Raw genomic sequence first — 5,946 nt, forward strand, 5'->3', positions numbered from 1 at the left:
CCGTACGGAGCGAGCTTCGCCACCGAGTTGCTCGTGGCGACGCCGATCATCTTCTTCCGCGCCGCAAGGTCCACGAAGTACGCACCGGCGCCGAAGTGGTTGCTGTTCCTCACCGCCGCGAGACCGATCCCGGCCTCGGACGCGGCCTCCATCGCGTGCTGCATCGCGACGTGCCCGACGTAGTGCCCGAAGCCGTTGCCACCGTCGACCGCGAACAGAGCGGGTGCCACCCGTGTGAACGTCGCCTGGCACGGAGACTGGATCAAGCCGCGGCGAAACCGCTCCGCGTAGGCGGTCAGGCGCCAGAGGCCGTGGTTCGGGCGTCCGATCGCGTCGCTCCACACCAGCGCCTCGCCCACGATCCGTGCCTCGCCCGCCGCGGCCCCTTCATTGCGGAGGACGCCCTCGGTGAAGGCAACCAGATCAGCCACCGCGTATCTGCGGCTCACGGCCGGACACCCGGTGTGGTTCGCCGGCCGACGCTCCCGGCGACCTTGCGGGCCGCGCGGTCGAGCTGCCCGCCGATCAGCGACAAGAACGGCGCAGGATCGGAAGCCTGGAAGTACGGGAAGACGACTCGCCGGTGCGACAACGACCGTCGCCAGTCGCCCCAGGTCTCTCGGGTGCTGGCCCGCGCCACGGCGAAGGCTTGGGCGTCGCGGAACGGCCACCAGATCGCGACGTCCTGCTCGGCTCCGCACGTCGGGACCGCGCGCTGTCCGGTCAGGTCGCGATACACGATGATGTCGGAGTTGACGCCGCTCGCGAGCAGCTGCTCCTGCACCGCGGTGAAGCGGGTGTTGCACTCGAGGATCTTGAGCTCCCCGGTGCGCTCGTCTCGCTTGAGCTCGAGGTTGCCGAATCCCGTGTACCGCGTCATGGCGAAGAATCGCTTCCCGAGCGCTTCGACGTCGGGCAGATTCTCCGTGATCTGGTACGTGCCGATGCCCTCGTTCATGGGCCGACGGCGCAGACACCGCTTGGTGAAGTGAAGCAGCTCGTTCCCGTCTTCGTCCCGGTAGGTGTAGTAGCTGACGTGGTTGCGATCCGGGCCCGGAACGAGCTCGCAGAGCATGAAGGGCATGCCCTCGGCCGCGAGCGCGTCGCGGTGTCGGAGCAGCGACTCGCGGGTGGCGGCGACCCGGAACTTATGACCGAACCTCGCGTGGTGTCGATGCGTGTCGAGTGGCTTCAGAATCAGTGGATACTCGGCCGCCGCGACGGTGCCCTCCCAGTCGTCGGCGCCGTCCACGAGCCAATAGCGCGGCGTCGGCAGGCCGGCGTCGTGCGCGAGCTCGAGTGTGCGCGCCTTGTCGAGGAGCAGGAGCCGCAGCTCCGGGTCGTTTCGCTCGAGGATGTAGCCGGCCTCCCCGAGCGCACCGTGGTTCTGTGCGACGAATTCGACGGCGTCGTCCCCGCAGGCGAAGATCACCGCTCCGGGGAGGAGGCGGTCCGCCGTCAAGAGCCGGTCGCGGTAGTAGCGGTGCGCGTCGACGGCGTCCGGGATGCGCTCCGGGCTCCGGCAATAGCGTGACCGCAGCTCCGCCCTGGCCCGCATGATGGCGCCCACCCGGATGCCGAGGCGACCAAAGCTGCGCATGAGGGACAGCGCGTTGGCCGCGCCCCCGAGCAGCAGGACCGGCGTGGTCGTGTCGAGCCCGGGATCGCGGTGCTGGGGCCGCATCGTCATGGTGACCGCTCCACCCTCAGCAGCGCCGCGCCGGCCGAATGCCGGACGCGCCCCGACCGAAGGTTCCCGGGCCTGGTGGCTGACCCATCCTCATGGGCGGAACGCCGGTGTGCGCCTGATCGGGTCCCCGTCGCGGGGCCTGCGAGGGGCCACACGGCGGAACGGCGTCGACGTCCGGGTCGCCAGTCAGGACCCGACGAGGTCATCGGAGTCGTCGGGGACGAAGGGGCCCTCGCGGATACCGGTGTTGTAGTGATCGCCGAACTCCCAGGTCAGCTCTCTCCCGTTGACCACATTGATCCACTTTCGTAACAGGAGTCGCTTCTCGTGGGGCTCCTCACCGTCCTCAAAGCTGGTGCGATTGTGAAAGACGGTGTGGTTGCAGAGGAGAAGGAGGTCGCCCGGCCCCAGCTCGATGTCGACGCCGAATCGCGGCTCCATCGACAGCTCGGCGACCGTGTTCACCGCGAGCTTCTCGTCGTCACCCAGCGAAGGCGCCCCGGGAACCTGCTCGGAGGTCAGGATCGCCTTCTGGTTGAACCGACAGCTGAGCCTCCCTCGATGGTACGAGTACACCGGCACGCGGTGAGAGGTGACGTCGTGATACGGGCCAGGAGGGCCGTTGCCGCGGATGTTGTAGTGGACGCCGGCGTACAGGGACTCGAGCAGCTCCGGATGATGACGGAGGATCTCGTTGTAGACCCCGAGTGAGCTCGAGATGGTGTTCACCCCTCCGCTCTTGGCGGGGTGAATGCACAGGAGCGCCACGACGTCGCCGGAATCGCAGTGCGGTGTGAGTTGTGCGTTCGTCGTGTAGCCGCGCACGGAGATCTGGTCGTAGCTGAGCCCGCGGTCGGCGACATGGTCGGTGAGGGTTCCCTTGGTGTCCTGCACGATGGAGGTCCCGAGGTGCGCCGCGAGGACCTCGTACAGCAGCTCGCACGAGTCGAGGTCGCGTCCTTCGACGGGGACGCCACGCACCAGCGCCATTCCCCGCCCGTGTTCGAGCTGCTCGAGGACCGCCCGAATCAGATCCTCGGCCGAGGGAAGGGGAACGTCGGCGCTCGAGAGGTCCTGGAGTCGACGACCCGAGCTCCCGGCGGCGCTGACGGCCTGCTCCAGTTCGGCCCGCATCGTGGTGTCCACGTCGAAGACCCATGACGGGTCCTCGCACACCTCGTCACGTGTCCACGCCGAGCCGTCCGTAACCGGCTCGAGAAGCTTCGACGTGTCCACCGCCATGCCGCTGATCTCCCGACGGTCGGTCCCGGTCCAGTGCCGCGCCCGGCAACCGCTCCGACGACGCGGACTAGCCTCACCCTCTCGAATGCCCCGCTTAAAGATAGCAGGCACCAAGTTCTTCCCCGACGAGCGACGGAAAACCCGCGTCGCCACCCGACCGCGGCCGCGCGTCCGGCCTCACCGGGTCGCGCTGTCGAGCGGCTCGACGGTCGCTGGTGCGTCCCGCGCCCCTCATCGACGGGTCGGTCGTGCGCCCCGGGGCCCGGGTTCCCGCGTTCTCCGAGGCGCGGCGTGAAGGACGCCGGTCGCCGTCCGGAAGCCGACCTCTCACTGCCGACGAGACTGCTCGCCCGCGCCGGTCCCCGACGGCCTGGTGTCGCATCCGCCGTTCGCCTGAACGCGGTTCGAGCCCGGGGCGTGCGATCGACCCTTCGTCAACGGGCGTTCTTTCGTGACGCCGTCCCCCGGCTGGAAGAGGCGCGCAGGATCACGTACCGGCGCATCTGGACCGATGCGGCAGGCCGCGTCGGCGCCGGGCTGGTGGATCTCGGCGACGACTTCCTGCTCATTCACAAGAACGGCCGCGAGACCGTCGTTCGCCAAAATCGAGTCACCCTCAACGACGCCGTCGGGATGGAGCTCTCCCGGGACAAGGTGCTGGTGAACCGCCTCTTGAGCGAGGCGGGCCTTCGCGTCCCCCGGCGTACTGAGGTCGACGCGTCCGATCCGGCGCTCGCCCTCCCGTTCTTCTCGGAGGCGAAGCCCTGCGTCGTGAAGCCCGCATCCGGCACCGCGGGAGGCGGCGGCGTGACCGGTGGCGTTCAGACAGACGATGACCTGTGGCGCGTGTGCATGGATCTCAGCCGTTGGATCGATAAGGTCGTCGTGGAGGAGACGGTGGCGGGCACCGAATATCGCCTGACGTTCCTCGACGGCGAGCTCCTCGATGCGGTCGAGCGACGCCCACCATCGGTCGTTGGTGACGGGATCTCGACCGTGGGCGAACTCGTGCAGCTGGAGAACCGTCGCCGCATCGACTCGAGCCAACACGACGAGCTCCGCGTCTTGCGGATCGACTTCGACATGATGCTCACACTCAAGCACGCGGGCCTGTCACTGCAGACCGTGCCGGGTCCCGGGCGCCGAATTCAAGTGAAGACGGCGGTGAGCGAGAATGCCCGAGCCGAGAACTCCACCGTCTCCAACCTGTCAGCGGGGTTGATTCGAGATGCCGCGCGTGCAACGAGACTCGCGCACGTCCGTCTCGCCGGCGTCGACCTTGTCGCGAGCGAAACCAGTGACTCGCTCCAGGGCGACGACGGTGCGATTCTCGAAGTCAACAGTCCGACCGGATTGCACTATCACTACTTGGTCGCTGACGCCGAGGCAGCCACGCCGATTGCGGTTCCGATCCTCGAGCGTCTCCTCGAGCCGTAGGTTCGGCGCTCCGTCGGTGCGGCCGACGGAATACGGGCGGCCCCGACCCGATCCTCGCTGGTCGGCGCCTTCTGTCCGCTCACGCTCCGTCGGCCGCTGAGCGGCGCTTGGCGACCGCACCCGTGGCAACGGGCTTGAACGCGCGCGGTCCCCGTTCTGGGTACAGCACATAGCGCCGCAACCGGTACGGGCACGTGGAGGCCGAGTTCCATCCCGGGATCGTCGTCACGCCGCAGCGGTAACCCGCCTCGCGCGCCGCCTCCTCCGTGACCGCGTCGAAGTCATCGGCGCTCCCGTTGGGATAGGCGAGAAGGTCAATCGGGATGCCCAGCTCGGTCTCGAGCTCTCGACGGGCTTCCGTGAGGTTGGCGCGTTGACCCTCGGGCGCCTCATTGGCCAGGATGGCGTGGTCGCGGCTGTGCGAGCCGATGGCGACGCCCTCCCCGACGAGCTGTCGCGCACCCTCCCAGTCGAGGAACAGCTGGCCCATGTCGATGGAGCCCTCGGGCTCCAGGGCCTCGATGATCTCGGCCACCGCCGCGTCGCGGCTCGGTCGGTCCAGACGCTTGAGCCGGCTCGACAACCGGTCGTACGCGATTCGCCCGTCGGTCCCGACCAGGGACCAGGCGTCGTCGCCCCACTGGAGCGACGACTGCCTCGTCGACCCGAACGCGTACGCCAGCGCTTCCCACCACGGGGCGGTCAGCCCCGAAAGGACGCCGGGGACAAGGAAGAAGGTCGCTGGCAGCTCCAGCTCGCGGAGCAGCGGCGCCGCCATCGTCAGGTTGTCCCGATACCCGTCGTCGAAGGTCAACGCGATCGACCGCGGCGGCAACGTCCGACCGTCGGCGATCGTGGCGAGCGCCTGTCCCAGGTCGACGACGTTGCCCAGGCGTCGAACCCAGCGGAGCTGGGCCGCGAGCCCGCGGAGGCCCCGACCAGGCTCGGAGGGGAAGCACCACGTGCCCTCGACGTTGTGCCAACCGAGGATGAGTAGGTCGCGCCTCATCACACCCAACACTAGGCATCGAGACCGTCGTCCGGCCGCGCACGTTCACGAGCGCCCGGCGGCGTGTTCACCCTCATCGTCGACGCGGCTCGCGTCGCGAGTGTCACCAGCTGGCCACCGCCACCGACCGGTCTGAGCCGGACGAACGTCGCCGGAACCATCGCGGCCGTCCCGCCCGTGGAGGTCGCGCCCCGTGCCGCTCCGGGTCGATCGACCGAAAAGGCCTCAACCCACCTTGGCCGACTGCCGATCCCGTAGCCGACTCTGCGGAGGAGGACGCGATGCGTGGTCGGCTGGTCATGGCGGGGGCCGCGATCGTCTTGGGCGTGGGCTGTTCACAGCCGGTGTTCTCACCGTCGTCGCCGCCGGCGAACCCGCCGGCGCCACAGGCGCCGACGCAAGCGGCGGGCACGCCGTTCAGTTCGACCAGCTTCTGGTACCGAGCGCTCGGCGCATCTCCGGCGCCTGACCCGAACTCCCCTGCGCTGGTGGCGAACTTCAACGCGGCCGCGGCCAACGGGGTCGGCATCAACAACGATTCGTACAGCATCCCGATCTACACGGTTCC

6 protein-coding genes are annotated in these 5,946 nt (G+C 68.8%); 2 read left to right on the forward strand and 4 right to left on the reverse strand.

What is annotated here, in order from left to right; genetic code table 11:
• From VG869_12510 to VG869_12520, 3 genes are all read right to left on the reverse strand, one after another.
• Nucleotides 1–431 (reverse strand): Ldh family oxidoreductase (locus VG869_12510; GenBank protein HEV3452013.1); only part of this gene is annotated, 431 nt, incomplete at its 3' end.
• Between the two features lie 14 nt (nucleotides 432–445).
• The gene (locus VG869_12515) at nucleotides 446–1,690 is read right to left on the reverse strand and encodes a hypothetical protein (protein HEV3452014.1); all 1,245 of its coding nucleotides are present in this window, start codon (nucleotides 1,688–1,690) and stop codon (nucleotides 446–448) included.
• 186 nt (nucleotides 1,691–1,876) lie between these two features.
• The gene (locus VG869_12520) at nucleotides 1,877–2,932 is read right to left on the reverse strand and encodes a TauD/TfdA family dioxygenase (GenBank protein HEV3452015.1); all 1,056 of its coding nucleotides are present in this window, start codon (nucleotides 2,930–2,932) and stop codon (nucleotides 1,877–1,879) included.
• 291 nt (nucleotides 2,933–3,223) lie between these two features.
• Between VG869_12520 and VG869_12525 the strand changes: the two genes are divergently transcribed.
• A complete protein-coding gene (locus tag VG869_12525; GenBank protein HEV3452016.1) occupies nucleotides 3,224–4,369 on the forward strand; it encodes a hypothetical protein in 1,146 nt (381 codons plus the stop codon).
• Nucleotides 4,370–4,448: 79 nt separating this feature from the next.
• On the opposite strand, the gene VG869_12530 is transcribed toward VG869_12525, so the two are convergent.
• Nucleotides 4,449–5,378, reverse strand: coding sequence for a polysaccharide deacetylase family protein (locus VG869_12530; protein HEV3452017.1), 930 nt, complete (start codon nucleotides 5,376–5,378; stop codon nucleotides 4,449–4,451).
• A gap of 281 nt (nucleotides 5,379–5,659) precedes the next feature.
• Here VG869_12530 and VG869_12535 point away from each other — a divergent pair.
• Nucleotides 5,660–5,946 (forward strand): hypothetical protein (locus VG869_12535; GenBank protein ID HEV3452018.1); only part of this gene is annotated, 287 nt, incomplete at its 3' end.

This window comes from Acidimicrobiia bacterium (assembly GCA_035948415.1).
GTDB lineage: Bacteria > Actinomycetota > Acidimicrobiia > IMCC26256 > PALSA-555 > PALSA-555.

Excerpts from the sequence above, each read along its gene's own strand:
- VG869_12530 (HEV3452017.1), bottom strand. The coding sequence starts at position 5,378 with ATGAGGCGCGACCTACTCATCCTCGGTTGGCACAACGTCGAGGGCACG.
- VG869_12520 (HEV3452015.1), bottom strand. The coding sequence starts at position 2,932 with ATGGCGGTGGACACGTCGAAGCTTCTCGAGCCGGTTACGGACGGCTCG.
- VG869_12515 (HEV3452014.1), bottom strand. The coding sequence starts at position 1,690 with ATGACGATGCGGCCCCAGCACCGCGATCCCGGGCTCGACACGACCACG.